Annotated in this window: 19 protein-coding genes; 12 read left to right on the top strand and 7 right to left on the bottom strand. The window is 66.7% G+C overall.

The genetic code is table 11. The annotated features are described in order from the left end of the window. Positions 1-142: 142 nt before the first annotated feature. Positions 143-1,597, top strand: a complete 1,455-nt coding sequence (gene iaaH, locus AC6CIE_RS15270; RefSeq protein WP_498092716.1) for an indoleacetamide hydrolase — start codon at positions 143-145, stop codon at positions 1,595-1,597. Positions 1,598-1,630: 33 nt separating this feature from the next. On the opposite strand, the gene metH is transcribed toward iaaH, so the two are convergent. Continuing rightward, positions 1,631-5,404, bottom strand: a complete 3,774-nt coding sequence (metH, locus tag AC6CIE_RS15265) for a methionine synthase (RefSeq protein ID WP_498092714.1) — start codon at positions 5,402-5,404, stop codon at positions 1,631-1,633. Between the two features lie 447 nt (positions 5,405-5,851). Between metH and AC6CIE_RS15260 the strand changes: the two genes are divergently transcribed. The 6 genes from AC6CIE_RS15260 to AC6CIE_RS15235 all read left to right on the top strand — a co-directional run bounded on the left by AC6CIE_RS15260 (position 5,852) and on the right by AC6CIE_RS15235 (position 12,983). Further along, entirely contained in the window at positions 5,852-7,897 is a 2,046-nt protein-coding gene (locus AC6CIE_RS15260; protein WP_175125168.1) for a TonB-dependent receptor, read from the top strand. Between the two features lie 174 nt (positions 7,898-8,071). After that, complete coding sequence (locus tag AC6CIE_RS15255) at positions 8,072-8,950, top strand: helical backbone metal receptor (protein ID WP_495603303.1); 879 nt, start codon at positions 8,072-8,074, stop codon at positions 8,948-8,950. A gap of 139 nt (positions 8,951-9,089) precedes the next feature. After that, the gene (locus AC6CIE_RS15250; RefSeq protein ID WP_175125167.1) at positions 9,090-9,893 is read left to right on the top strand and encodes a thiazole synthase; all 804 of its coding nucleotides are present in this window, start codon (positions 9,090-9,092) and stop codon (positions 9,891-9,893) included. Further along, positions 9,890-10,732 carry a bifunctional hydroxymethylpyrimidine kinase/phosphomethylpyrimidine kinase gene (gene thiD, locus AC6CIE_RS15245; protein ID WP_175125166.1) on the top strand — a complete coding sequence of 281 codons (843 nt, stop codon included), beginning with the start codon at positions 9,890-9,892 and terminating at the stop codon, positions 10,730-10,732. The genes AC6CIE_RS15250 and thiD overlap by 4 nt, the downstream gene beginning before the upstream one ends. 158 nt (positions 10,733-10,890) lie before the next feature. After that, positions 10,891-11,571 (top strand): protein-L-isoaspartate O-methyltransferase family protein, encoded by a 681-nt coding sequence (locus tag AC6CIE_RS15240; RefSeq protein ID WP_056327622.1) that lies wholly within the window; start codon positions 10,891-10,893, stop codon positions 11,569-11,571. Between the two features lie 80 nt (positions 11,572-11,651). Further along, a complete protein-coding gene (locus tag AC6CIE_RS15235; RefSeq protein ID WP_175186039.1) occupies positions 11,652-12,983 on the top strand; it encodes a TolC family outer membrane protein in 1,332 nt (443 codons plus the stop codon). Between the two features lie 494 nt (positions 12,984-13,477). Here AC6CIE_RS15235 and rfaE2 read toward each other — a convergent pair whose 3' ends face one another. From rfaE2 to ubiE, 6 genes are all read right to left on the bottom strand, one after another. Beyond that, entirely contained in the window at positions 13,478-13,966 is a 489-nt protein-coding gene (gene rfaE2, locus AC6CIE_RS15230; protein ID WP_218342237.1) for a D-glycero-beta-D-manno-heptose 1-phosphate adenylyltransferase, read from the bottom strand. Between the two features lie 19 nt (positions 13,967-13,985). Beyond that, a complete protein-coding gene (locus AC6CIE_RS15225) occupies positions 13,986-14,864 on the bottom strand; it encodes a ferritin family protein (protein WP_175125163.1) in 879 nt (292 codons plus the stop codon). Positions 14,865-15,045: 181 nt separating this feature from the next. Continuing rightward, positions 15,046-16,599: a ubiquinone biosynthesis regulatory protein kinase UbiB gene (ubiB, locus tag AC6CIE_RS15220; RefSeq protein WP_175125162.1), complete on the bottom strand. Its 1,554-nt coding sequence runs from the start codon at positions 16,597-16,599 to the stop codon at positions 15,046-15,048. A 3-nt stretch (positions 16,600-16,602) separates the two neighbouring features. Continuing rightward, complete coding sequence (locus AC6CIE_RS15215) at positions 16,603-17,241, bottom strand: ubiquinone biosynthesis accessory factor UbiJ (protein WP_175125161.1); 639 nt, start codon at positions 17,239-17,241, stop codon at positions 16,603-16,605. A gap of 182 nt (positions 17,242-17,423) precedes the next feature. After that, positions 17,424-18,434 (bottom strand): Tim44 domain-containing protein, encoded by a 1,011-nt coding sequence (locus AC6CIE_RS15210; protein ID WP_175125160.1) that lies wholly within the window; start codon positions 18,432-18,434, stop codon positions 17,424-17,426. A 177-nt stretch (positions 18,435-18,611) separates the two neighbouring features. Further along, entirely contained in the window at positions 18,612-19,388 is a 777-nt protein-coding gene (ubiE, locus tag AC6CIE_RS15205; RefSeq protein WP_498092711.1) for a bifunctional demethylmenaquinone methyltransferase/2-methoxy-6-polyprenyl-1,4-benzoquinol methylase UbiE, read from the bottom strand. Between the two features lie 162 nt (positions 19,389-19,550). Here ubiE and phoB point away from each other — a divergent pair, with 162 nt between their 5' ends. The 5 genes from phoB (at position 19,551) to AC6CIE_RS15180 (ending at position 24,262) form a co-directional block, all read left to right on the top strand. Further along, on the top strand, positions 19,551-20,249 hold the full coding sequence (gene phoB, locus AC6CIE_RS15200; protein WP_006227196.1) for a phosphate regulon transcriptional regulator PhoB: 699 nt from the start codon (positions 19,551-19,553) through the stop codon (positions 20,247-20,249). A gap of 12 nt (positions 20,250-20,261) precedes the next feature. Next, positions 20,262-21,569 carry a phosphate regulon sensor histidine kinase PhoR gene (gene phoR / locus AC6CIE_RS15195; protein WP_175139426.1) on the top strand — a complete coding sequence of 436 codons (1,308 nt, stop codon included), beginning with the start codon at positions 20,262-20,264 and terminating at the stop codon, positions 21,567-21,569. 53 nt (positions 21,570-21,622) lie between these two features. Continuing rightward, positions 21,623-22,315 carry a heavy metal response regulator transcription factor gene (locus AC6CIE_RS15190; protein ID WP_175139427.1) on the top strand — a complete coding sequence of 231 codons (693 nt, stop codon included), beginning with the start codon at positions 21,623-21,625 and terminating at the stop codon, positions 22,313-22,315. Then, positions 22,315-23,703, top strand: coding sequence for a heavy metal sensor histidine kinase (locus AC6CIE_RS15185; RefSeq protein ID WP_498092855.1), 1,389 nt, complete (start codon positions 22,315-22,317; stop codon positions 23,701-23,703). Before AC6CIE_RS15190 ends, AC6CIE_RS15185 begins: the two co-directional genes overlap by 1 nt. Positions 23,704-23,821: 118 nt before the next feature. After that, positions 23,822-24,262, top strand: a complete 441-nt coding sequence (locus AC6CIE_RS15180; RefSeq protein WP_239216425.1) for a cupredoxin domain-containing protein — start codon at positions 23,822-23,824, stop codon at positions 24,260-24,262. Position 24,263: the final 1 nt, after the last annotated feature.

Below are 24,263 nucleotides of genomic sequence, written 5' to 3'. Positions count from 1 at the left end.
CAATTTCCGCCATCGTGGTTTTCCACTACGCGCCGACCGGCAACGTTCGGGCAACGCCCAGACAACCGCCGGATCGCCTCTCGACAGCCCCCGCGCGGCCCCTGTATAGATACGGATCGAACGACAGCCAAGGAAAAGCGACATGCCCAGCACAACCGACCAGCCCTTGCCCGCCAATCTGGCGGACCTGACCGTCACCGAGGCGGCAGCACACATCCGCGAGGGCCGCCTCACCAGCGTTGCGCTGACGCAAGCCAGCCTGGACCGCATCGACGCCCGCCAGGACCTGAACGCGTTCATCACGGTCGACCGCGACGGCGCGCTGGCGCAGGCGCGCGCCTACGATGCGGCGCCCGGCCACGGCCTGCTGGGCGGCGTGCCCGTCGCCATCAAGGACAACATCCACGTCGCGGGGCTGCCGAACACCGCTGGCACACCAGCGCTGAAAGACTTCCGCCCCGCCGAGGACGCGCCCGTCGTGCAGCGGCTGCGCGAGGCCGGCGCCGTCATCCTGGGCAAGACCAACATGCATGAACTGGCGTTCGGCGTGTCCGGCTTCAACACCGCCTTCCCCGGCCCGGATGGCGATGGCACGCGCAACGCCTACGACGCGCGCCTGATCGCTGGCGGCTCGTCGTCCGGCAGCGGCGCGGCGGTGGGCGCGCGGCTGGCGCCCGCCGCGCTGGGCACCGATACCGGCGCCTCGGTGCGCCTGCCCGCTTCGGTGAACGGCGCCGCCGGATTCCGCGCCACCGTGGGCCGCTACGACGGCGCGGGCATCACCCCCATTTCTCACACGCGCGACACACCCGGACCCATCGCCAACGGCATGGCCGATATCGTGCTGCTGGATGCGATCCTCACGGGCCAGACCGAGCCGCTGGCGCCCCTGCCGCCCGAAGGCATTCGCCTGGGCCTGGCCGCGTACTTCTGGGCCGACCTCGATCCCGACGTGCAGGCGGTTTCAGAAGCTGCCTTGAACACGCTGCGCGCGGCCGGGGTGACGCTGGTGGACATGGACATGCCCGACCTGCCCGCCGCCAACGCGGCGGTCGGCATGCCGCTATGCCTGTTCGAGCAGAAGCCCGATCTGACGGCCTATCTGGCGCGTTATCACGTGGGGGTGAGCTTTGATGAGGTAGTCGCGCAGATTTCCAGCCCCGACGTGAAGGGCATTTTCGACAACCTGATCGTGCCGGGCGTGCTGCCCACGCCGGACGGCCAGCTCCTGCCGTTGCAACCGCTGTACGAACAGGCCATCGCAGGCGGCCGGCGTGAGCTCATCGACGTCTATCGCCGCGCCTTCAAGGAACACGCGTTGGACGGCCTGCTGTTTCCGACCGTGCCGGTCCCGCCGCCCGCGTCCACGCCCGAAGCCAGCAGTTTCGAAACCTTTGCCCGCCTGGCGCGCAATGTGGATCCCGGCAGCAACGCCGGCCTCCCTGGCCTGAGCGTGCCGGCCGGGCTGTCGAATCAAGGCCTGCCGGTGGGATTGGAGATCGACGGCCTGCCGGGCGAGGACCGCAAGGTGCTCGCGATTGGCGTGGCCATCGAAAAGATATTGGGGCGCATCGCTGCGCCCCGGGTCCAGCGTTAGCCTCAGCCTGGGCTTTCGCGGCAGTCAGCCGCGTCAGCCCAGGTTGGGCGCCAGCGTGCGCTTCAGGTCTTCGATGCTGCGGCCGCTGCGGCGGGCGTAGTCTTCGAGCTGGTCTTCGCCGATGACGCCCACGTTGAAGTATTGCGACTGCGGGTGGCTGAAGTAAAAGCCCGACACGCTGGACGCCGGGTACATCGCGTAGCTGTCCGTCAGCATCATGCCGATGTCCTCACCGTCCAGCACGCGGAACATGTCGGTCTTCACGACGTGTTCCGGGCAGGCCGGGTAACCCGGCGCCGGGCGGATGCCCACGTACTTCTCGGCAATCATGTCTTCGTTGGACAGGGCCTCGTCGGGCGCGTAGCCCCACAGGTCCTGGCGCACGCGCGCATGCAGGCATTCGGCGAAGGCTTCGGCCAGGCGGTCCGCCAGCGACTTGAGCATGATGCTGGAATAGTCGTCCAGCGCCTTCTCGAATTCCGCTTCCTTCTTTTCGATGCCCAGGCCGGCCGTGACGGCGAACATGCCGATGTAGTCGACCTTGCCGCTGGACTTGGGCGCGATGAAGTCCGACAGCGACTTGTTGCTGACGCCTTCGCGCTTGGCGCCCTGCTGGCGCAGGTTGCGGTACGTGAACAGCACTTCGCTGCGCGTCTCGTCCTTATAGACCTCGATGTCTTCGTCATTGACGGTGTTGGCGGGATAGAAGCCCACGACGCCATTGGCGGTGAGCCAGCGGCCTTCAACGATGCGCTTCATCATGGCCTGGCCGTCGGCAAAGACCTTGCGCGCCTGCTCGCCCACCACCTTGTCTTGCAGGATGGCGGGATACGGGCCGAAGAGGCTCCAGGTCTGGAAGAACGGGCCCCAGTCCACGTACTTCGCGATCTCGGCCAGGTCGTAGCTCTTGAAGGTGCGGCGGCCGATGAACTTGGGGCGTGGCGGCGTGTAGTTGTCCCAGTCGATCGCCGGACGCGAGGCGCGCGCCTCGGCCAGCGGCAGGATCGGCGTCGCCTTGCGGTTGGCATGGCGGCGGCGCACGTCTTCGTACTCTTCGGCCAATTCCGTCAGGTAGGCTTCCGACTGGTCGGACATCAGGTTGGTGGCCACACCTACCGAACGGCTGGCGTCCGGCACGTAGATCACCGGGCCTTCGTAATTGGGCGCGATCTTGACGGCGGTGTGCACGCGGCTGGTGGTGGCGCCGCCGATCATGAGCGGCACCTTGCGGCTGCGGAAGTACTCGTCGCGCTGCATTTCCGACGCCACGTACGCCATCTCTTCCAGGCTGGGCGTGATCAGGCCGGACAGGCCGACGATGTCGGCGTTCTCTTCCTTGGCTTTCTCAAGGATCTGCGCGCAGGGCACCATCACGCCCATGTTCACGACTTCGAAGTTGTTGCACTGCAGGACCACCGACACGATGTTCTTGCCGATGTCGTGCACGTCGCCCTTCACGGTGGCGATGACGATCTTGCCCTTGGCGCGCACGTCGCCGCCCGCGGCCGCGATCTGGCGCTTTTCTTCCTCGATGAACGGAATCAGGTGCGCCACGGCCTGCTTCATGACGCGGGCGGATTTCACGACCTGCGGCAGGAACATCTTGCCTTCGCCGAACAGGTCGCCGACGACGTTCATGCCGTCCATCAGCGGGCCTTCGATCACTTCGATGGGACGGCCGCCGCGCGCTGCGATCTTCTGGCGCACCTCTTCGGTGTCTTCCACGATGAAGGCCGTGATGCCGTGGACCAGCGCGTGCGACAGGCGCTGCTCGACCTCGGCATTGCGCCAGGCCAGGTCTTCTTCCTTCTTGGCGCCGCTGCCCTTCACGCTGTCGGCAAACTGCACCAGGCGTTCGGTGGGCGTGCGCTCGTCGTCGGCTTCGGTCTTGCCGACGGGTTCCGGCCGGTCCAGCACCACGTCTTCCACCAGATCGCGCAGCTTGGCGTCCAGGTCTGCGTACACGCCCAGTTGGCCGGCGTTGACGATGCCCATCGTCATGCCTTCCTTGACCGCGTAATACAGGAACACGGTGTGGATGGCCTCGCGCATCGGCTCGTTGCCGCGGAACGAGAAGCTGACGTTGGACACGCCGCCCGAGATGCGCGCGTGCGGCAGATTCTCGCGGATCCAGCGCGTGCCTTCGATGAAGTCCACGGCGTAGTGGTTGTGCTCGTCGATGCCGGTGGCGACCGCGAAGACGTTCGGGTCGAAGATGATGTCTTCCGGCGGGAAGTTTTCTTCCTCGACCAGGATCTTGTAGGCGCGGCCGCAGATTTCCTTGCGGCGCTCCAGTGTGTCGGCCTGGCCGAGTTCATCGAACGCCATCACCACCACCGCTGCGCCATAGCGGCGGCACAGGCGGGCGTGATGGCGGAAGGGCTCCAGCCCTTCCTTCATGGAGATCGAGTTCACCACCGCCTTGCCCTGCACACACTTCAGGCCGGTCTCGATGACTTCCCACTTCGAGCTGTCGATCATGACCGGCACGCGCGCGATGTCGGGCTCTGACGCGATCAGGTTCAGGAAGCGATGCATGCAGGCCACCGAATCCAGCATGGCCTCGTCCATGTTGATGTCGATGATCTGCGCGCCGTTCTCGACCTGCTGACGGGCCACGGCCAGCGCCTCGTCGTATTTTTCTTCGCGGATCAGGCGGGCGAACATCTTGCTGCCCGTCACGTTGGTGCGTTCGCCCACGTTGACGAACAGCGTGTCTTCGTCGATGTTCAGCGGCTCCAGGCCCGACAGGCGGGTCTTGACGGCGATCTCGGGCACGACGCGCGGCGTCAGCGCCGTGACCTTCTCGGCAATCGCGCGGATGTGGTCCGGCGTGGTGCCGCAGCAGCCGCCCGACATGTTCACCAGGCCCGCGCGCGCAAATTCCTCGAGCAGCGCCGAGGTGTCGGCCGGGGTCTCGTCAAAGCCGGTCTCGGCCATGGGGTTGGGCAGGCCGGCGTTGGGATACACGCAGACGTAGGTGTCGCAGATCTTGGACAGCTCGGCCACGTAGGGGCGCATCAGCGCCGCGCCCAGCGCGCAATTCAGGCCGATGGTGACGGGACGCGCGTGGCGCACCGAGTTCCAGAAGGCTTCGACCGTCTGACCGGACAGGATGCGGCCGGACGCGTCGGTCACCGTGCCGGAGATCATCACCGGCAGGCGGATGCCGCGTTCCTCGAACACTTCCTCGGTCGCGAAAATGGCGGCCTTGGCGTTCAGCGTGTCGAAGATGGTTTCGATCAGGACGATGTCGATGCCGCCGTCGAGCAGGCCGTTCAGTTGCTCGATATAGGCGACACGCAGTTCGTCGAACGTGACGTTACGCGCGCCCGGGTCGTTCACGTCCGGCGAAATGGAAGCCGTCTTCGGCTGCGGGCCCAGCGCGCCCGCCACGAAGCGCGGCTTGTCGGGCGTGCTGTAGGCGTCACAGGCTTCGCGCGCGAGCTGCGCCGACACCAGGTTCAGCTCGTAGGCCAGTTCGGGCAGGTCGTAGTCACCCTGGGCGATCGTGGTGGCGCCGAAGGTGTTGGTCTCGATGACGTCGGCGCCCGCGTCCAGGTACTGGCGGTGGATTTCCGAGATGACGTCTGGCCGCACCAGCGACAGCAGTTCGTTGTTGCCTTTCACGTCCTTGCCGTGATCGGCAAAGCGCTCGCCGCGGAAGTCCGCTTCGCCCAGCTTGTAGCGCTGGATCATGGTGCCCATGGCGCCGTCCAGGATCAGGATGCGCTTGCCCAGCAGGCGGGCAAAGTCGCCGCCGCGGGTATAGGCTTCGGGAGGGTACGGCAGGCGGGGATACGACACGATCAGGTCCGGATTAGGTTGGCCACGGCAGCGCGGATGTGGCTAAAACGCGAAAAACGCCGAAAAAACAAGCCCTGATCGTAACAAAATGGGCCTTCGCGCGCCTCACGGTGATACAGTTTCGGCCCCGAACCGGTGCTTTCGGCGCATCAGGTTGGGCAAGCACGCAACACTTGCCCGCCGCGAGCGAAAGATAAACGGGAAACAGGAAGACGCCCCCGCAGTGCCGCGCCGCCCGCAAGGCCGCCGCAGCGCCGCCCGTCCAGCCTGTGCTGCCCCCGCAACGGTCCCCATGCGCGCCTGGCGCCCATGGCAGCCCGATACCGGCCTGTTCGCTCGTCAGGATGCCTGTTTCCCGCCACGCGGCCTTTCGGCTCGCCCGGCGCGCCGGCATCCTTCCCATCGTGAATGGCCTGCGGGGTCGCGGGCTGCACCGAGGTCTTGTAGATGAAAGCCCGCTCCATCCGGCGCTATGCCGGCGCCCTGCTCTGTTCCGCTCCGGCCATCGCCGCCGCCCAGCAAACCGCTCCCGCCACGTCCGAACTCGACAGCATCACCGTCACCGCCCAGCGCGTGCCCACCGACGGCCGCACGCTGCCGGTGTCGATCTCGGTGATCACCGCCGAGGACATCGCGGCCAGCAGCGCGCGCACCATGCAGGACCTGCTGTCCACGCAGGCCGGCATCAACCTGATCAACACCACCAGCTCCAGCGACAACGCCATCGTCGACCTGCGCGGCTTCGGCATCACCGGCGCCAGCAACACGCTGATCCTGATCGACGGCGTCAAGCAGAACACCAACGACCTTTCGGCGCCCAGCCTGGGCGTGGTGCCGCTGGATCAGGTCGAACGCATCGAAATCGTGCGCGGCAGCGGCTCCGTGCAGTACGGCGGCGGCACCACCGGCGGCGTGATCAACATCATCACCCGCTCCGACTTTGCCAAGGAACCGGTCACCGCCCGCGCCACCGCCACGTTCGGCAGCTACGGCCTGCGCCAGTACGACGCCGCGGTCGCGATGAACAACGAGAAGGTGGGCGTTGACGCCTACATGCAGTCGCTGCACAGCGACGGCTACCGCGACAACAGCGGCGAGCGCCGCGAAGGCGGCGGCGGCGGCATCACCTTCCGCCACAACGACGGCTCGATTCGCCTGTACGGCCGCACCACCACGCAGAAGCTGGAACTGCCCGGTCCGCGCACGATCAACCCGTTCACGGGCGTGAACGAATTCCAGGACGATCCGCGCGGCTCGAAGAACGACGTCGATTACGTCAAGACCACGACCACCACGTTTGGTCTGCAACTTGAGCAGGCCATCGGCGCCGGCGTGCTGTATTCGGACCTGTCGACCCGCGAGAAGAAGCTCAGCGGCCTGACTTACGACGGTTTCGGCGACACGCTGCGCGACCAGAAGCTGGAAGAGAACATCGCCAGCGTGCGCTACCGCCTGCCGATCAACGGCGGCCACAGCGTTGTCTTCGGCGCCGATGCGCAGGAAGCCAAGACCACCGCCGACCAGAACGCCTACTACGACTTCGAACCGTCGAAGTGGCAGTCGCGCCAGCATCAGTACGGCCTGTTTGCCGAAGGCCAGATCCGCGCCACCGACAGCACCTACATCACGGCGGGCGTGCGCCGCCAGTACGCGTCCGACGACCTGGAAGTGATTTCGGGCTCGGGCACGCCGTCCGACCGCAGCCACCACCTGACCGCGTGGCAGTTGGGCGTGCGCCAGGACCTGTCCGGCGGCTTCGGCCTGTACGGCAAGGTCGGCCGCAGCTTCCGCCTGCCCAACGCCGACGAACTGCTGTCGGTCCAGTCGCCGCTGGCCCCGCAGACGTCCACCGACAAGGAAATCGGCGTCACCTGGCAGTCGGCCAGCAGCAGCGCGCGCCTGTCGTACTTCCACTACGACCTGACCAACGAGATCCAGTACAACCCGCTGGCCGACGGCCTGTGGGGCCCGGGCACGGGCGCCAACACCAACCTGGATCCGACCCGCCGCCAGGGCATCGAGCTTGAAGGCCACACCGCGCTGTCCAGCAGCGTCACCGTGGACGCCAACCTGACCTGGATGGAAGCGCAGTTCCGCTCCGGCACCTATGCCGGCGTTGATCTGGCCGGCAAGACCGTGCCGCTGGCGCCCAAGTGGCTGGCCAACGCCGGCGTGACGTGGCGCCCCACCGATGCGTTCCTGTGGAACGTGTCGGCGCAATACGTGGGCAAGTCGCGCATGGACAACGACCAGGCCAACCAGTTCGACAAGGAACTGGACGCCTACGTGCTGTTCAACACCAAGGTCGCGTACAAGTTCACCCGCAACATCGAAGGCGCGGTGGGCGTGAACAACATCTTCGACCGCCAGTACGCCACGTACGGCATCCGCGGCGGCAACGCCTCGTTCGAGATGCTGGGTCCCGTCGCCAACTACAGCCTGTACCCCGCCCCCGGCCGCAACTTCTACGCGTCGCTCACGCTACGCTACTGATTGCCGCCTTGCGGACTGGGCCTGCCGGTCTGAGCCTTTGTTGAGGCTCAGGGTCTGCGCAGGCCCTTTTCTACATTTGTGCCCACCCGACGGAGCCGCTGCATGACCTTTCGACGCGTCCTGACGACTGCCGGCGTTGCGCTGAAGCTGACCCTGACGTCGGCGTCAGGGTTGATGCCGACATTTGTGCCGATCGTGGCATTGACCCTGGCGCTGTCTCCGCGGCTGTCCCACGGCGCCCCCGCCATCCAGGTCCAGGACGACCGCGGCCGCACCGTCACGCTGGACGCCCCCGCCCGGCGCGCCGTCACGCTGGCGCCCCATGCCACCGAACTCATCTACGCCGCCGGCGCGGGCGGATATATCGTCGGCACCGTCCTCGGCAGCGATTATCCGGCCGCGGCGCGCGCGCTGCCCGTCATCGGCGACGGCACGCAGCCGGACGTCGAGCGCGTGGCCGCCGCCCGGCCCGATCTTCTTATCGCCTGGCAACCGTCCGCCGCCGAACCGCTGACGCGCGTGATGGACAAGCTGGGCGTGCCCGTCTTCTACAGCGATCCGCTGACGCTCGCCGCCATCCCCGGCGCCGTCGAGCGCATGGGCCAGCTGTTCGGCACCGAGGCCGTGGCGCAGGCCGCCGCGCAGGACATGCGCGCCCGGCTGGATGCCCTGAAGGCGCGCTATGCCGGCCGCCGCCCGGTGCGGGTCTTCGTCCAGGCCGGCCTGGACCCCATCTACACCCTGAACGACAGCAGCATCGTCAGCGACGCGCTGCGGCTGTGCGGCGGCGTCAACGTCTTCGGCCAGGCGCCCATCGTCGCCCCGCAGGTCACGCTGGAAGGCGTGCTGGCGGCCCGGCCCGAGGCCGTGCTGGCCGGCGTTTCGCGCCCGGAGGACACGGCCAGGAACCTGGCCGCCTGGCAGACGATGGGCCTGCCGGCGGCGCGACAGGGCCACGTCTATGGCGTCGATGCCGACGCGCTGTACCGGCCCGGCCCCCGGCTGATCGACGCGGCCGAGACCCTCTGCGCCGACCTGGACCGGGTGCGCTGACGCGCGCGATCCGCAAATAGTGGAACGCGCGGGCCAGTGCCCGGCCCTGCCGTCCGGCGGACTGCTTTATCATTCGGCATCAGTCAGCCAGTCCCCCGCGGGCCTCGCATCGTGCGCGCCCGCCCTTTGAAGCACCGCCATGACCACACAAGACACTCTCACCATCGCCGGCCGCGCCTATTCGTCGCGCCTGCTCGTCGGAACCGGCAAGTACAAGGACTTCGAACAGACCCGCGCGGCCCTGGACGCCAGCGGCACGGAAATCGTCACCGTCGCCATCCGCCGCACCAACATCGGCCAGAACGCCGGCGAGCCGAACCTGCTGGACTACGTCCCCACCTCGAAATTCACGCTGCTGCCCAACACGGCCGGCTGCTACACCGCCGACGACGCCGTGCGCACGCTGCGCCTGGCCCGCGAACTGCTGGACGGCCACGACCTCGTGAAGCTCGAAGTGCTGGGCGACCCGCACACGCTGTTCCCCAACATGCCCGAAACCCTCAAGGCCACCAAGACGCTGGTCGATGAAGGCTTCAAGGTCATGGTCTATTGCACTGACGATCCCATCCAGTGCCGCATGCTGGAAGACATGGGCGCCGTGGCCGTCATGCCGCTGGCCTCGCTGATCGGCTCCGGCATGGGCATCCTGAATCCCTGGAACCTGCGCCTCATCATCGACCAGGCTCGCGTGCCGGTCGTGGTCGATGCCGGCGTGGGCACCGCGTCCGACGCCGCCATCGCCATGGAACTGGGCTGCGACGCCGTGCTGATGAACACCGCCATCGCCGGCGCGCGCGACCCCATCCTGATGGCCAGCGCCATGAAGAAGGGCGTGGAAAGCGGCCGCGAGGCCTTCCTGGCCGGCCGCATGCCCAAGAAGCTGTACAGCGGCGCGCCCAGCTCGCCCACCGAAGGCCTGATCACCGGCGGTCCCGCAAAATGAATTCCCGCCAGCCGGCCGCCAGCGGCCGTCCGATCCCCAACGCGCTGACCATCGCCGGCGTCGACCCGTCCGGCGGCGCCGGCATCCTGGCCGACGTCAAGGCCATGAGCGCGCTGGGCGCCTACGGCTGCGCCATCATCGCCGCGCTCACCGCGCAGAACACGCAGGGCGTGACCGGCATCTCGCCGGTGCCGCCCGCCTTCGTCGGCCTGCAGATCGACACCCTGTTCACCGACGTGCGCATCGACGCGGTCAAGATCGGCATGCTGGGCCAGCGCCCCGTCATCGAGGTCGTGGCCGAAAAGCTCGCCAAATGGACGCCCGCGCACATCGTGCTGGACCCGGTCATGGTCGCCAAGAGCGGCGACCTGCTGCTCGAGAACGATGCCGTCGGCGCCATGCGCGAAGCCATGCTGCCGCTGACCACCCTGCTCACGCCCAATCTTCCCGAAGCCGGCGTGCTGCTCGAAGAGCGCCCCGTCGAGACCGTCAAGGAAATGCGGCGCGTCGCCGAGCGCCTGCGCAACAAGCTGGCGCATTCCGGCGAACGCTGGGTGCTCGTCAAGGGCGGCCACCTGCCCGGCAGCGAAACCATCGACCTGCTGCATGACGGCGACCGCATGATCGAACTGCCCGGCCACCGTATCGACACCGCCAACACGCACGGCACCGGCTGCACGCTGTCGGCCGCGCTGGCGGCGCTGCTGCCACAAATCGGGGACGTACCGGAATCCGCCAAACGCGCCAAGGCCTACCTGACTGAAGCCATCCGCCACGCCGAGCGCCTGTCGGTCGGCTCGGGCCACGGCCCGGTCCACCATTTCCACGGCTGGTGGTAACGTCCCTTTCCGGCTGAGCTCAACGGCGCCCCACGGGGCGCCGTCTGCTTTTCCGGGCTCCGCGCCGCGCCTGAAACATCTGCCGCACGGGCGCGCCGTCACAGGACGCTACGAATCGGTACAATGGCCCGTTGATTCCTCTGTTTTTTCTGACCGTCATGAACGCTTCGACCCTGCCCGACGTAGAACAAGCCCGCTTCAATATGGTGGAACAGCAGATCCGCCCGTGGGACGTCCTGGACGCCAACGTGCTGCAAGCGCTGTTCGATGTGCGCCGCGAACAATTCGTTCCGCCGGCCCTGCGCGGCCTGGCGTTTTCCGACCTGGAGCTGCCGCTCGAGATCAACGCGGTCAACACCCGCGAGAACATGCTCGCCCCCAAGGTCGAAGCACGCCTCGCGCAAGAACTGCTGCTGACCAAGTCCGACTGCGTGCTGGAAATCGGCACCGGCTCCGGCTACCAGGCCGCCCTCCTGGGCTACCTGGCGCAACAGGTCACCTCCGTCGAAATCGACAGCCGCCTGGTGACCTTCGCGCAGCAGAACCTGCAGATGAACAACGTCACCAACGTCAAGGTCGAAACCGGCGACGCCCGCAATGGCTGGGGCTCCACCGAATACGACGCCATCCTGGTCACCGGTTCCGTGCCGGTCGTGCCGGACGCGCTGAAGTACCAGCTGCGCGTGGGCGGCCGCCTTGTCGTGGTGGTTGGCCAAGCCCCCATCATGACCGCCTGTCGCATCACCCGCACCACCGCCGCCAGCTTCGAAACCGTCAAGCTCTTCGAAACGGTCATCAAGCCGTTGCGCGGCGTCACGGTGTCGCAGTTCAAGTTCTAACTCCGCGACCTCGCCGCCTTTTGCCCGGCCCCCATGGGGCCGGCGTCACGTCCGGCGGCCCGGCGTATCGTTGAAAGATCATGCGCGTCCGCTCACTTACGGCTTTACTGGTTTTCACCTGCGCCGCAAGTGCCGGCCCGCTGACCGCGTCCGCCCAGAACCTGGTCCAGGTCTGGCAGGCCGCGCTGGGCAATGATCCCACCTACGCCGCCGCGCGCGCCAACTACCGCGCCGGCCTCGAAAAAGAACCCCAGGCCCGCGCCCTGCTGCTGCCCCTGATCACCGCCGAAGCCGGCGGCGCCTACCAGGAAACCCGCAGCACCCGCGGCCTGTCCTACGCCTACAGCGGCGGCCGCGGCGTGTGGGACCTAGCGCTCACCCAGCCGCTCTTCGACTGGGGCCGCTGGCAGAACTTCGAGCAATCCAAGCTCATCGTCGCCGACGTCGAAGTGCAACTCCAGCAGGCCTATCAAGACCTCTTGCTGCGCGTCGCCGACGCCTACTTCAACGTCCTGTACGCCCAGGACACCTTGACCGCCACCGAAGCCGAAAAAACCGCCGTCGCCGGCCAGCTTGAATCCGCCAAGCGCAACTTCGAACTCGGCAACGCCACCATCACCGACACCTACGAGGCCCAGTCGCGCTACGACCTCGTCGTCGCCCAGGAACTGCGCCTGCAGAACGACCTGGAAGTGCGCCGCGACGAACTCGCCAAGATCATCGGCACCCAGCCCGGCGCCCTGGCCGAACTGCCCTACGGCGTGCAACTTCCCGCCCCCCAGCCTGCCCGCATCGCCGACTGGAGCAACCAGGCCGAAACCTCCAGCCTCGAAGTCCTGCGCGCCCAACTCCTCACCCGCATCGCCGGCCGCGAAATCCAGATCGCCAAGAGCGGCCACTACCCCACCCTGAACCTGCGCGCCACCAGCGGCAGCGCCAGCGACGCCGTCATGCGCAACGCCGCCCCCGGCAAGCCCATCGACAACACCATCGGCGTGGTCCTCTCCATCCCCCTGTACTCCGGCGGCGGCGTGTCCTCGCAGGTCACGGAAAAGGTCGAACTGGAACAGAAGGCGCGCTACGACTACGAAACCGCCCGCCGCCAGGCCGTCCAGGCCACCCGCCAGTACTACACCGGCGTCACCAGTGGCCTGGCCCGCATCCAGGCCCTGGAAGCCGGCGAAAAATCCAGCCGCGCCGCGGTGGAAGCCAACCGCACCGGCTACGAAGTCGGCGTCCGCATCAACCTGGACGTCCTGAACGCCCAGCAACAGCTCTACGCCACTCAACGCGACCTGGCCCTGGCCCGCTACAGCACAGTGCTCTCCAGCCTGCGCCTGAAGGCCACCAGCGGCATCCTGGCGGAATCGGACCTGGAAGCGATCAACCGGCTGCTGCGCGCTCCGCGCTGAGGGCGCAAGTGGCGACGGGTGACACCCGAGCACCGGTGACGCGCCAAGGTCGCGCCACCGGTGTCTCCACCAGCGCGCGAGCGCACACCGCCACGACGCCCACCGCCTCGATGCCGATTGCCGCCGCCCGGGCGGCAGCAATTCGGCGGCCCCGCAGATCCCCTGCCCCGCCCACAGGTCTTACAGCGCGCAAACCAAAGACCCTGGCAGCACGGCGTCGTGGTCACCGGGGAGGCGAGCGCCGTCGATGCGCCCGAGGGAATCTGAAGGGAGCCGAAGGCGGACGAAGATGACGAGGGGGAAGTCCGGAGCGAAGGCTCCGGACCGCAATCGTGGGCGATCGCCTCCCCGGTGACCGCGGCGTCGGGCGACCTACGAAGACCCGCGGCACAACTCAAAAAGCCGTCCGGCAAAACCACCAAAACCCCGAGCGCAAAAGAAAAGACGGCCATCAAGGCCGCCTTCCATTCATCCGATAGACCAATCCAAGCTAATCACCCGCCCTGAATCTTCTTCACCAACGCCGTCGTAGACCGCTCAAACTCAAATGGAATCGCAACGGCACGTCCGCCCCAGGTCTTCACCAGCGCAGTCTCCGGCAACGTCTCCATATCGTAATCGCCACCCTTGACGATCAGATCGGGCTTGATCTCTCCGATCAGCGCCTCAGGCGTGTCTTCATGGAAGGACGTGACTACGGTCACGAAACCCAACGCCGCCAGCAACGCCGCCCGATCTTCCACGCGATTTAGCGGACGCTCCGAGCCCTTGCCCAGCCGCCGCACCGACTCATCCGTATTCACGGCGACAATCAACGTCGCCCCCAACTGCGCCGCCTGATCCAGATACGTCGCATGCCCGCGATGCAGGATGTCGAACACCCCGTTCGTAAACACCAGCGGCCGCGGATAACGGCCAGCAGCAACGGCAGCGACGAGTTCGTCGCGGGACAGGACCTTGGATTCGAAGCGGGCGGCAGGCATGCGGCGATTATAGGAGGGATCAGGCGCCGCCCAGGATGATCTCTTTGTCCTTCGGCACGATCAGCGCCGACACTTCCTTCCGGTAGCGGTTCAGATCCTTCACCGTCTCGAAGCTGCGGTCCATCAGCTTCGACAGAATGTGCAGAATCCGCGTCGCCACCTTCTGCTCCCACACCCCGTCAAAACGGATCTGCGTATCCAGCCAGTGCTCCAGCCAGCCCGGCTCCGGCAGGCGCGACTGCACCGTATCGTTCGGGAACAGATCCTTGTTCACGTGCAGATTGGTCGGATGCAGCGCCTGCTGCGTGCGGCCCGCCGACGCCATCAGCACCCCGATCTTCGAGAACGCCAGACGCGCCTCTGCGCTCGTGTCCTGTCCGCGATCATGCAGCGCGCGGCGCATGTATTGCAGATAGGCGCCCGCGTGGCGCGCCTCGTCCTGCGCCACCGTCTTGTAGATCGCCTTGATCACCGGCTCCGTGTGCCATTCGGCCGCGCGGCGGTACCAGTGGTTCAGGCGGACCTCGCCGCAGAAGTGCAGCATCAGCGTTTCAAGTTCAGGGGCCTTGTCGAATTCAAAGCGCACGTTGTGCAGCTCTTCCTCGGTCGGCACCAGGTCCGGGCAGAAGCGGCGCAGATACTCGATCAGCACCAGCGAATGCTTTTGCTCTTCAAAGAACCAGACCGACATGAACGCGCAGAAATCACTGTCGCCGCGGTTGTCGCGCAGGAACATCTCGGTGGCCGGCAGCGCCGCCCACTCCGTGATGGCGTTCATCTTGATCGTGTGGGCTTGTTCGTCCGAGAGCTTGCTGCGGTCGAAATCGCCCCACGGAATATCGTGCGCCATGTTCCATCGCACGGCTTCCATGGTCTTGAAGAGTTCTGGATAAAGCATATTCTGCCCTTGTATTCGTCCCGCTAGTGGGGCTATGAAAATTGATGAATGGCGCGCGCGTTCTTATAGGCGTGGGCGCTGCTTGCCAATTGCGCAGCGCTATTTTTCGCCGTCTCCCGCGAAGCTATGATGACCGTTTCATGAATGAAACATGACAGTAAGGTCTAGATCATCGCGCCGCCTATCGGGTCAACGCCCATATCGCGACCCCGACTGCCAGCGCCAGCACGCCAACCAGCGCTGCAACCAGCCGGTTGTTCTGCTCTTGTGCGCGGCGTAACTGCATCATCTCGGCCAGCATCGCGGGCGAGACATTGGGTCGGCTCAGATGGTCATGGACCAGCCTGGGCAGGGCGGGCAGCATTTGCGACCACTGCACGGCCTCTTTTTCCAGGCTTTTTCGCAAGCCCTGGAATCCGACACGCTGACGCATCCAGCGTTCCAGATAGGGTTTTGCGGTCTTCCAGAGATCGAGGTTGGGATCGAGCTGACGGCCCAGTCCCTCGACGTTCAGCAGGGTCTTCTGCAACAGGACCAGCTGCGGCTGGATTTCAACGTTGAAACGGCGCGAGGTCTGGAAGAGCCGCAGCAGCACCTGCCCCAGCGAGATTTCCGACAGCGGCCGGTCAAAATACGGTTCGCAGACGGCGCGCACCGCGCCTTCCAGCTCTTCCTCGCGCGTATCCGGCGGCACCCAGCCCGATTCGATATGCAGTTGCGCCACGCGGCGATAGTCACGATGGAAAAAGGCCAGGAAATTCTGCGCGAGGTAATTCTTGTCGAACTCCGACAGCGAGCCCACGATGCCGAAGTCCAGCGCGATATAGCTGCCCAGTGTGCCGGGGCGGTCCGACACGTAGATGTTGCCCGGGTGCATGTCCGCATGGAAGAAGCCGTCGGTGAACACCTGCGTAAAGAAGATCTCCACGCCCGTACGCGCCAACGTCGGAATGTCGATGCCGGCTTCGCGCATGCGCTCGACCTGGCCCACGGGCATGCCGTACATGCGCTGCATCGTGAACACGGTGGAGGCCGTGTATTCCCAGATCACCTCGGGCACGATCAGCATGTCGCCACGGCCGGACTCCGGGCCGAAATTGCGTCGCAACTGGCTGCAATTGGAGGCCTCGCGCACCAGGTCCAGCTCGTCGTGCAGGTACTTGTCGAACTCCGCGACAACCTCGCGCGGCTTCAGGCGCCGGCCATCGGCGCCCAGGCGCTCGATGATGCGCGCCACGACCTTCAAGAGCGACATGTCCTTTTCGATAATGCTGAGCATGCCCGGACGCAGCACCTTCACGGCGACCTCGCGGCCATCGTGCAGCACCGCGAAGTGAACCTGCGCGATGGACGCCGAGGCCACCGGGTCCACGTCGAACTGCGCGAACAGCTTTTCGGGCGGTGCACCCAGCGCCGCCTCGATGCAGGCAGCCGCCTGGGCGGACGGGAACGGGGGCACACGATCCTGCAGCAACGCCAGTTCGTTGGCGATGTCGGCGGGGATCAGGTCCCGGCGGGTGGACAGCACCTGCCCGAACTTCACAAAGATGGGACCCAGCGATTCCAACGCCAGACGCAGGCGCTGCCCGCGCGGCGAGCGCGGACGCGTGCCCAGGCGCATGACGCGGAGCAGGCACGTGGCCAGCGGATGATTCAGGCTGGACAGGACAAGTTCGTCCAGGCCGTAGCGCAGCGAGACGACGATGATGCGAAAGAGGCGCAGCAAGGGGAACATGGATCAGGCGCCCCGCTTTGCGCCGGCCGAGGCCAGGCGGGTTTGCAGCGCAGCCGCCGATCGCGCCAGCGCATCCGCGCGCGCGTTAAGTTCGGCCAGGTCCAGGCGCCATTGCTCCAGGGCCGGGCGGCCCGCCAGCACACCGCTTTCTTCGGACAGGTATTCAGAGACATTCTCGGCCAGCCGCTGACCCGCATTGCGAGCCCCGCCGGCCACCGCGCGCGCGCCGCCCACGATGCGCAGCGCGGCGATGTCGCCCACCACACGGGCAAGCGCGTCTTCGGGGTCGAACCGCAATTGCTTGGACAGATCTGCGACCACCTGCGCCAGCGCCGCGTCGCCAGATATATGCGTAGCCTCGGCGAAGTCGGGCTTGTCGTGCCCCGCGCCCAGACGCGGCAACGGCAGCTTGTCTGGCGACACGGTCAGCGTGACATCGGGCACCACGGCCGGATCGGCCTGGTCCGCCAGCCCGTCGCTATCGATCGAAAGGCCCAGTGTGAAGCCGCCCATGACGAAACGCACCGTCTTGCCGGCATGCCGCGCCAGGCGTTCGCGCGCCCAGTCCTCGCGCCGCAACAGGGCGTTGAGGGCGCTGACGGCCAGGCGCTTGGGGGTGGGCAGGAACGAAAAAGGCAGCATGAGCGGTTGCAAGGACCCAGGAGGGCTTGCCGAAGTTGATGGGTAAATCGGGAGTGTAACGGGTTAGATGGGAGCCTGTTTTGCGGAAGGCACATGGAAAAACCGGCCCTTTGGGGGCCGGTTCATGCGGACGCCGTGACGGCGTCCGCGGCAGAGAGCCGGTCGAGCCGGACCGCCAGGGTTTAGCTGGCGTGTTCCACCGGGATCTGCTGGATGCCGGCCAGCAACCAGCCGCCATTGGCCGGCTTGAACAGGTTCCAGACTTCTTCGAAGCGGAAAGCCTCGGCGCCCGGGGCCTCGCGCAGCATGCCGGAGAAGCGCACGCTGGCCAGGTGACCATCGGAGACGGTTTCGATGCCCAGCATCTCGGCGTTCAGCAGGACCACTTCGGTCTTGTTGGGCGCCGCGCCGCGCTCGGCCAGTTGCGGCTTGAGTTCGGTGATCAGGTCGTCGGTCAGGAATTCACGCAGACCGTCGGTGCTGCCGCTGTCCCAGACGGCCTGGATGCGGACGAACTGTTCCTTGGCTTGCTTCAGGAAGGCCGGCGTATCGAAATCGCCCGGCACGAACCAGTTGTTGTCATCGCCCGCCTTGGGCAGGACGGCCGGCGGCTCGATGGGAGCGGCGGCCACCGGTGCGGCGGCTGCGGGCGCGGCGGCGCCCGGCTTCAGCGCTTCACGCCACATCGGCTGCTGTTGCTGCTGGCCCGAGGCGTTGTTGTTGCCGCCAAATGCGCCCTGGGTGGCAGTGCGCGGACCGGCGCCACGCAGGCGGCGGATGATGAACATGACGGCAAAGACAACAGCGGCGATCAGCAGCGCGGACGACAGGAATTCCAGGAATGCGCCCGACAGGCCCATGCTGGAGAGCAGCGCGGCGATACCCAGACCGGCGGCGATACCGGCGATGGGGCCCAACCAACGAGAAGCGCCGCTCTTGGCGGCGGCGCCCGCTGCGCCGGCCGTTGCGGCACCGGCGGCTGCCGGCGCGGCGGTGGCGCCTGCGGTGTTGCTGTTGGCAGCCGGCGGCGTGGTGGCCTGGCGCTGCGTCGTGACATTGGAGGATTGACGGCCCACGCTGGCGCCGCCGCCGGCGCGACGGGCTTCGGCGTCAAACGACGCCGTCACCAGCGCAGCGCCCGAAACGGCGATGAGCGCTGCCGCGACAAAGCGCGAAAGACAGAATTTGGACATAGATTTGCTCCCTCGTACTCGCGCCCCCGCTGCCCCGAGCAACGGGAGGGCCTCGCAATACGCGAAACCATCTGCGCGACTTTTCTTACAGTAATCTGAATGGCGTAAGAATAACGGACAAGCCGCCGCCCCACAAGTTCCCCGCGGGACGGCGAAATCCGCCGTGGTCGCCGGGCGTCAGCCCAGACGGACGCCTTCGTGCAGCGCGGCGATGCCCGCTGTCAGGTTGAAATATTGCACCCGCTCCAGGCCGGCGGTGCGCAGCATGTCGGCCAGCGTCTCCTGGTCGGGGTGCATGCGGATGGATTCGGCCAGGTAGCGATAGCTGGCCTCGTCCTTGGCGATCTTCTTGCCCAGCCACGGCAGGACGTTGAACGAATACCAGTCGTACGCGGGCGACAGCGGCTTGGCGATGCGCGAGAACTCCAGGACGAGCAGCTTGCCGCCCGGCTTGAGCACGCGGGTCATTTCGGCCAGGGCGCGGTCCTTGTGGGTCATGTTGCGCAGGCCGAAGGCCACGCTGACGCGGTCGAAGTAAGCGGTGGGGAACGGCAGGCGCTCGGCGTCGCAGACGGCGGTGGGCACCAGCAGGCCGGCGTCAGTGAGACGATCGCGGCCCACGCGCAGCATGGAATCGTTGATGTCGGTCAGCCAGACCTCACCCGTGGGGCCGGCACGCTTGGCGAACGCGCGCGCCAGATCGCCCGTGCCGCCGGCGATGTCCAGCACCTTCATGCCGGGGCGGATGGCGGCGCGGCCGATGGTGAAGGCCTTCCAGACGCGATGCAGGCCCGCCGACATGAAATCGTTCATGACGTCGTAGCGCTGGGCGACTGAATGGAAGACTTCGGCGACCTTGCGGGCCTTTTCGCCTTCGGGGACCGACTGGAAGCCGAAGTGCGTGGAGGTCGAGCCGGAACCGGCGGATTGTTGCGATTCGGAGGGGTTTTGCATGGTGAATTCCCGATATATCGGTCAATGGTAGCCTATCGGGCGCGCGCCTGCGGCGTGCCGGACCCGCCGAATGACGCGCTGCGGTCACATACCTGAAATATTGCGGCCATACTATCGCAATGTTCGCGCCGCGCCGGCGCTCAGAAGTGTGCCCAATTCGATATGTCCAGCACCATCCTCGTCGTCGAAGACGAACCCGCCATCCAGGAACTGATCGCCGTCAACCTGTCCTTCGCTGGCCACAAGGTGCTGCGCGCCTTCGACGCCGACCAGGCCCAGACGCTGATCCGCGCCGAGCTTCCCGATCTGATCCTGCTGGATTGGATGCTCCCGGGAACCTCCGGCCTGGCCATGGCGCGCAAGCTGCGCAACGACGAGCGCACCCGCGCCGTCCCGGTCATCATGCTGACCGCCAAGGGCTCCGAGCAGGACAAGGTGGACGGCCTGGAGGCCGGCGCCGACGACTACATCACCAAGCCCTTCTCGCCCAAAGAGCTGATGGCCCGCATCAAGGCCGTGCTGCGCCGCCGCGCGCCGCAGCTGACGGACGACGTCATCGACGTCGGCGGCCTGAAGCTCGATCCGGTGACGCATCGCCTGTCGGGCAACAGCCAGTCCCTGCAGATCGGCCCCACCGAATTCCGTCTGCTCCACTTCTTCATGACGCACCCGGAGCGCGTGTTCTCGCGCTCGCAGCTGCTGGATCAGGTGTGGGGCGACCACGTCTTCGTGGAAGAACGCACGGTCGACGTGCACATCCGCCGCCTGCGCAAGGCCCTGGAACCCAGCGGCCATGACGCGCACGTGGAAACGGTCCGCGGCAGCGGCTATCGGTTTACGGCACAGCTCCCGACGCGGTAAAACTGGCGCACGATGATCTGGCTGCGCACGCTTATATTTGTCGCCCTGTGGGCGGTGGTTGCCTTACTGGCGCAATGGCTTATTGGAGACCCCGCGGGCTGGGTCGTGTTTTCCGCTTCGCTGACCGCCATGCTGTTGTGGCGCAGCTGGCGGCTGACGCTGGTTTCCCGCTGGGCCAATCAACCCGACTCCGCCCCGCCCGCCTCTGTCGGCCCCTGGGACGACATTCTTGCTCCGCTCTATCGGTACACCCGCGCCCGCGCACGTGAACTGACTGAAACCCGCGACACCATGCAAGGAATGCTGGCTGCCGCCCAGGCCCTGCCCGACGGCGCCGTCACGCTGAACGAAGACTTTCAGATCGATTGGTGCAACCGCATGGCGCGCCAGCATCTGGGTCTGCGCTTGCCGGCCGATCGCGGACACAACCTTCTGAACCTGCTGCGCGCGCCGGAATTCGTGGAATACGCGCATCGCCCGTCCTGGCCCGAGCCCATCCTGGTGCGGCTGGGCCAGCAAGGCCAGGAACGGCTGATGATGATGCAGCTGACGGCCTACGCCAGCAACCAGCGTCTGCTCATCACCCGCGACGTCACCCAGATAGAGCGCCTGGAAACCACGCGCCGCGATTTCGTGGCCAACGTCTCGCACGAACTGCGCACGCCATTGACGGTGCTGGCGGGTTTTCTGGAAACGCTGCGCGACATGCCCGACGACGCGCTGCCGCAGGAGCAGCGCGAGCAATACATCGACATGATGCACGAGCAGGCGCACCGCATGCAGGCCATCGTGGAAGACCTGCTGACGCTGTCCACGCTGGAATCGTCGCCGGGCAGCGATCCGCGCGCGGTCAACATGGGCGCGCTGCTGCAAAAGGCGCGCCAGCAGATCGAAGCGCTGTCGGGCGGCCGGCACCAGCTGGTCTGGCACATCGACGAAACCCTGGACGTGCTGGGCGCCGAAAACGAGCTGACCTCGGCCCTGTCCAACCTGCTGACCAATGCCGTGCGCTACACGCCGGACGGCGGCACCATCACCGTGCGTTGGGAACGCGAACCCGAAGGCGGCGCGTGCTACAGCGTGCAGGACACGGGCATAGGCATCCCGGCGCGCCATCTGCCGCGCCTGACCGAACGCTTCTACCGCGTGGACCGGGGCCGGTCGCGCGCCGTTGGCGGCACGGGGCTGGGCCTGGCGATCACCAAGCACATCGCCATGCGGCACGACGCCGAACTGCTGATTACCAGCGAACCCGGCAAAGGCAGCGTCTTCTCGCTGCGCTTTCCCGCCGACCGCATTGCCATCGCCGAAACGGCCTGAATTCCGCCCGCGCGGGCGCCTGAGTGCGCCCCGCCGGTGGTAAATTTTTGGCCATGCGCATCCTGGTCATTGAAGACGAACCCAAACTGGCCGACTACCTGAAGAAGGGACTGTCGGAACAAAGCCACGTCGTGGACGTGGCGCGCGACGGCGTCGATGGCCGCCATCTGGCGCTGGAAGGCGCGTACGACCTCATCGTGCTCGACGTCATGCTGCCCGGCGTGGATGGCTTCGAGGTCCTGGCCTCGGTGCGCGCGCACAAGGACACGCCCATCCTGATGCTGACCGCCCGCGACGCGGTAGAAGACCGGGTCCGCGGCCTGGAGGGCGGCGCCGACGACTATCTCGTCAAACCCTTCGCTTTCTCCGAACTGCTGGCCCGGGTGCAGGCGTTGCTGCGCCGCGGCCGCTCGCAGGAGCCCACGCTGCTGCGCCTGGCAGACCTGGAGCTGGATCTTGCCAGCCGGCGTGCCCAGCGCGGCGGCCACCGCCTGGACCTGACCGCCAAGGAATTCAGCCTGCTGGCCCTGCTGCTGCGCCGCCAGGGACAGGTGCTGTCGCGCACGACCCTGGCCGAACAGGTCTGGGACATGAACTTCGACAGCGACACCAACGTGATCGACGTCGCCGTGCGGCGCCTGCGCGGCAAGCTGGACGATCCCTTCGACTCGAAACTGCTGCACACCGTGCGTGGCATGGGGTATGTGCTGGAATCGCGCGTCGCCCCGGGTGGCAGCCCCCGATGATCCGCCTGCGCGTGCGGTCCATGCAGGCGAGGCTGACGCTGCTGTTGGGCGCCATCGCGCTGCTGGTCTCAAGCCTTGCCGGGGCGACCCTCTTCTGGGCGCTCAAGCGCGAGGTCGAACGTCAGGAGATCACCGAAGTCAGCGGCAAGCTCGAACTCATCGACCACCTGATCGACATGCAGAACAGCGCCAGCGGCCTGCACGATCTGGCGGCCACCTTCGACCAGATGCGCGCGGGGCAGGGCCAGCTCGGCATCTGGATCGTCGACGCGCAAGGCAAGGCCGTCTATGGCGGCACGCCGCCCGAGACGCTGGCGTCGCCGGACGGTCGCCAGGTCCTGCTGGAAACGCCCGATGGCGGCCGCATGCGCGGCCTGCGCGTCGCCATGAACGATCGCATTCTGCCTGGCGCGCAGTTGACGGTGGCGGTCAGCACCCGGACCAGTTCGCAATTTCTTTACGCCTACGGCACGGCCCTCGCGCTGATCTGCGCGCTGTGGGTGGGCGCCACCGTCGTGCTGGCGGCCTGGGCCGTGCGGCGCAGCATGGCGCCGGCGCGCCGGCTGTCCGAACAGGCCGCGGGCATCCAGCCCGATAACCTGGCGCGCCGCCTCCCGCTGGAAGACACCGACCGCGAATTGCATGACCTGGTGCGCTCCTTCAACCGCACGCTGGACCGGCTGCAGGCGGCCTACCAGCAGATGGAGGGATTCAACGCCGACGTGGCGCACGAACTGCGCACGCCGCTGGCGACGCTCATCAATGGCACGCAGGTCATGCTGTCCGCGCCGCGCGACGCCGCCGAGCTGCGCGACGCGCTGGAATCCAATCTGGAGGAGCTGGAAGATCTGAAGACGCTGGTCAACGACATGCTGTTCCTTGCCCGGGCCGACCGAGGCGAACGCGCGGCCGATCTGGCTCCGGTGTCACTGGCCGCGGAAGCGCGGCGCGTTGCCGAATACTACGAAGCCACGCTGGAAGAACACGGCGTGCAGCTGCGCTGCGAGGGCGACGCCACCGTGGCCGCCAACCGGGGACTCGCGCGACGCGCGCTGGCCAACCTGATTTCCAATGCCATCAAGGCCACACCACCCGGCGGCGGGATCGTGGTGGCCTGCGCGCGCATCCCCGGCGGCGCGCGCATCGCGGTCCGCAACCCCGGGCCGCCCATCCCGCCCGCAGACCTGCCCCGCATCTTCGACCGCTTTTTCCGCGCCGGCCCGACGCGCGCCCCGCGCAGCGAAGGCCACGGCCTGGGTCTTGCCATCGTGCGCGCCATTGCGCTCATGCACGGCGGCGAGGCCGATGCAGTGTCAGACACCACCGGCACTGTCGTCGGCATCACGCTGATGGATCCGGCGGCAGGGCCGAACATTACAAAAACGTAATCTGCGCGACAGGATCGGGGCACCCCCGGTTTCTTAAAGTGCCATCACGCTCATTCCCTCTGCAAGGATTCTCGTGAAAGGCACTCTGCTACGCACTTCGTTCGCCGCCCTGGCGCTCATGCTGTCCGGCGCGGCGTTGGCCGCAGGCGACCACGCGCATGGCAGCCACGCGCAGCCCGCCGCCGCAGCGCCCATCGGCACACCGGGCGATCCGGCCCGCGTCACGCGCACGGTCGAGATCGACATGAACGACGCCATGCGCTTTTCGCCTGCCACCATCGACGTGAAGGCCGGCGAAACCGTCCGCCTGAACGTGCACAATTCCGGCAAGATCCGGCACGAGCTCGTACTGGGCACCGATGCCGACCTGCAGGCGCACTACGCCATGATGCTGAAAGATCCCGGCATGCGGCACGAGGAACCCAATGCCGTGTCGCTGGAAGCCGGCAAAAGCGGCCAGATCGTGTGGCGCTTCGACAAGGCGGGCACGGTGTCGTTTGGTTGCCTGGAGCCCGGCCACTATGCCGCGGGGATGAAGGGTTCCGTCTCGGTGCTGTGAC

It is taken from the genome of Achromobacter sp. GQ309 (genome assembly GCF_059759315.1).
Note: the sequence above shows the minus strand (reverse complement) of the source record. Positions and strands in the feature narration are given on the sequence as shown.

Excerpts from the sequence above, each read along its gene's own strand:
- iaaH (WP_498092716.1), top strand. The coding sequence starts at position 143 with ATGCCCAGCACAACCGACCAGCCCTTGCCCGCCAATCTGGCGGACCTG.
- AC6CIE_RS15260 (WP_175125168.1), top strand. The coding sequence starts at position 5,852 with ATGAAAGCCCGCTCCATCCGGCGCTATGCCGGCGCCCTGCTCTGTTCC.
- AC6CIE_RS15255 (WP_495603303.1), top strand. The coding sequence starts at position 8,072 with ATGCCGACATTTGTGCCGATCGTGGCATTGACCCTGGCGCTGTCTCCG.
- AC6CIE_RS15250 (WP_175125167.1), top strand. The coding sequence starts at position 9,090 with ATGACCACACAAGACACTCTCACCATCGCCGGCCGCGCCTATTCGTCG.
- thiD (WP_175125166.1), top strand. The coding sequence starts at position 9,890 with ATGAATTCCCGCCAGCCGGCCGCCAGCGGCCGTCCGATCCCCAACGCG.
- AC6CIE_RS15240 (WP_056327622.1), top strand. The coding sequence starts at position 10,891 with ATGAACGCTTCGACCCTGCCCGACGTAGAACAAGCCCGCTTCAATATG.
- AC6CIE_RS15235 (WP_175186039.1), top strand. The coding sequence starts at position 11,652 with ATGCGCGTCCGCTCACTTACGGCTTTACTGGTTTTCACCTGCGCCGCA.
- rfaE2 (WP_218342237.1), bottom strand. The coding sequence starts at position 13,966 with ATGCCTGCCGCCCGCTTCGAATCCAAGGTCCTGTCCCGCGACGAACTC.
- AC6CIE_RS15225 (WP_175125163.1), bottom strand. The coding sequence starts at position 14,864 with ATGCTTTATCCAGAACTCTTCAAGACCATGGAAGCCGTGCGATGGAAC.
- ubiB (WP_175125162.1), bottom strand. The coding sequence starts at position 16,599 with ATGTTCCCCTTGCTGCGCCTCTTTCGCATCATCGTCGTCTCGCTGCGC.
- AC6CIE_RS15215 (WP_175125161.1), bottom strand. The coding sequence starts at position 17,241 with ATGCTGCCTTTTTCGTTCCTGCCCACCCCCAAGCGCCTGGCCGTCAGC.
- AC6CIE_RS15210 (WP_175125160.1), bottom strand. The coding sequence starts at position 18,434 with ATGTCCAAATTCTGTCTTTCGCGCTTTGTCGCGGCAGCGCTCATCGCC.
- ubiE (WP_498092711.1), bottom strand. The coding sequence starts at position 19,388 with ATGCAAAACCCCTCCGAATCGCAACAATCCGCCGGTTCCGGCTCGACC.
- phoB (WP_006227196.1), top strand. The coding sequence starts at position 19,551 with ATGTCCAGCACCATCCTCGTCGTCGAAGACGAACCCGCCATCCAGGAA.
- phoR (WP_175139426.1), top strand. The coding sequence starts at position 20,262 with ATGATCTGGCTGCGCACGCTTATATTTGTCGCCCTGTGGGCGGTGGTT.
- AC6CIE_RS15190 (WP_175139427.1), top strand. The coding sequence starts at position 21,623 with ATGCGCATCCTGGTCATTGAAGACGAACCCAAACTGGCCGACTACCTG.
- AC6CIE_RS15180 (WP_239216425.1), top strand. The coding sequence starts at position 23,822 with ATGCTGTCCGGCGCGGCGTTGGCCGCAGGCGACCACGCGCATGGCAGC.